This is a genomic window from Roseateles sp. FW305-36, from assembly GCF_058787015.1.
Genome location: NZ_JBYSZK010000036.1, coordinates 2,068 through 4,761, shown reverse-complemented (window position 1 = coordinate 4,761; position 2,694 = coordinate 2,068). Strand labels below are relative to the sequence as shown.

Genomic DNA, 2,694 nt, shown 5'->3' with positions numbered 1-2,694 from the left:
GGGTCAACAAACCCAATTCGTAGAGTCAGCAGAGTTTCTCTGCACACAGCTTTCGCTGCGGAATCAGTTTAATTTGATTGCGTCTTCAGACTTCTGAAGAACAGCATAACTTGAATACCCACCTTGATCTGCAATCGCAATGATTAGGCAGTCAAAGTTATAGGGTCAAGCCTCACGGGCAATTAGTACTGGTTAGCTTAACGCATTACTGCGCTTCCACACCCAGCCTATCAACGTCCTGGTCTCGAACGACCCTTCAGGGGGCTCAAGGCCCCGGCAAGACTCATCTTGAGACGAGTTTCCCGCTTAGATGCTTTCAGCGGTTATCTCTTCCGCACTTAGCTACTCGGCAATGCCACTGGCGTGACAACCGATACACCAGAGGTGCGTCCACTCCGGTCCTCTCGTACTAGGAGCAGGCTCTCTCAATCTTGCAGCGCCCACGGAAGATAGGGACCAAACTGTCTCACGACGTTTTAAACCCAGCTCACGTACCTCTTTAAATGGCGAACAGCCATACCCTTGGGACCGGCTACAGCCCCAGGATGAGATGAGCCGACATCGAGGTGCCAAACACCGCCGTCGATATGAACTCTTGGGCGGTATCAGCCTGTTATCCCCAGAGTACCTTTTATCCGTTGAGCGATGGCCCTTCCATACAGAACCACCGGATCACTTTGTCCTACTTTCGTACCTGCTCGACTTGTCAGTCTCGCAGTCAAGCACGCTTATGCCAATGCACTATCGTCACGATTTCCGACCGTAACTAGCGTACCTTCGAACTCCTCCGTTACACTTTGGGAGGAGACCGCCCCAGTCAAACTGCCCACCATACACTGTCCCCGACCCGGATAACGGGCCAAGGTTAGAACCTCAAACACACCAGGGTGGTATTTCAACGTTGGCTCCATAAGATCTAGCGACCTTACTTCAAAGCCTCCCACCTATCCTACACAGATCTGTTCAAAGTCCAATGTAAAGCTACAGTAAAGGTTCATGGGGTCTTTCCGTCTTTCCGCGGGGAGATTGCATCATCACAAACATTTCAACTTCGCTGAGTCTCTGGAGGAGACAGTGTGGCCATCATTACTCCATTCGTGCAGGTCGGAACTTACCCGACAAGGAATTTCGCTACCTTAGGACCGTTATAGTTACGGCCGCCGTTTACTGGGACTTCAGTCAAGAGCTTGCACCCCATCATTTAATCTTCCAGCACCGGGCAGGAGTCACACCCTATACGTCGACTTTCGTCTTTGCAGAGTGCTGTGTTTTTAATAAACAGTTGCAGCCACCGATTCTCTGCGGCCTCATTGGGCTCCCCTTGTACAGGTTCACCTACTAAAGGCACACCTTCTTCCGAAGTTACGGTGTCAATTTGCCGAGTTCCTTCTCCAGAGTTCTCTCAAGCGCCTTAGAATACTCATCTCGCGCACCAGTGTCGGTTTGCGGTACGGTCGTCAATAGCTGAAGCTTAGTGGCTTTTCTTGGAAGCAGGGTATCACTCACTTCGTCTGCAAGCAGACTCGTTATCACGCCTCATCTAAGCTCTCCGGATTTGCCTAAAGAGCACGACTACACGCTTGAACCAACATATCCAACAGTTGGCTGAGCTAACCTTCTCCGTCCCCACATCGCACTATTGATCGGTACAGGAATATTGACCTGTTTCCCATCAGCTACGCATCTCTGCCTCGCCTTAGGGGCCGACTCACCCTACGCCGATGAACGTTGCGTAGGAAACCTTGCGCTTTCGGCGAGGGGGCTTTTCACCCCCTTTAACGCTACTCATGTCAGCATTCGCACTTCTGATACCTCCAGCAGGCTTCACAACCCACCTTCACAGGCTTACAGAACGCTCTCCTACCACGCATATTGCTATGCATCCGCAGCTTCGGTAACTGGCTTAGCCCCGTTACATCTTCCGCGCAGGACGACTCGATCAGTGAGCTATTACGCTTTCTTTAAATGATGGCTGCTTCTAAGCCAACATCCTGACTGTTTTAGCCTTCCCACTTCGTTTCCCACTTAGCCAATTTTAGGGACCTTAGCTGGCGGTCTGGGTTGTTTCCCTCTTGAGTCCGGACGTTAGCACCCGGTGCTCTGTCTCCCAAGCTGTACTCTGCGGTATTCGGAGTTTGCATAGGTTTGGTAAGTCGCCATGACCCCCTAGCCTAAACAGTGCTCTACCCCCGCAGGTAATACTTGAGGCACTACCTAAATAGTTTTCGGAGAGAACCAGCTATTTCCAAGTTTGTTTAGCCTTTCACCCCTATCCACAGCTCATCCGCTAGTTTTGCAACACTAGTCGGTTCGGACCTCCAGCACCTGTTACGGTACCTTCATCCTGGCCATGGATAGATCACTTGGTTTCGGGTCTACACCCAGCGACTATTCGCCCTATTCGGACTCGATTTCTCTACGGCTTCCCTATTCGGTTAACCTCGCCACTGAATGTAAGTCGCTGACCCATTATACAAAAGGTACGCAGTCACCCTTGCGGGCTCCTACTTTTTGTATGCATGCGGTTTCAGGATCTATTTCACTCCCCTCCCGGGGTTCTTTTCGCCTTTCCCTCACGGTACTTGTTCACTATCGGTCGATTACGAGTATTTAGCCTTGGAGGATGGTCCCCCCATATTCAGACAGGATTTCACGTGTCCCGCCCTACTCTATTCGCGCCTAGTTCCACAATTT

Annotated in this window: 1 rRNA gene (only partly in view); it reads right to left on the bottom strand. The window is 51.1% G+C overall.

From position 1 onward, the window contains the following. Nucleotides 1–161: 161 nt before the first annotated feature. Nucleotides 162–2,694 (bottom strand): 23S ribosomal RNA (locus AC3WOE_RS30365); it runs 195 nt beyond the window's last position.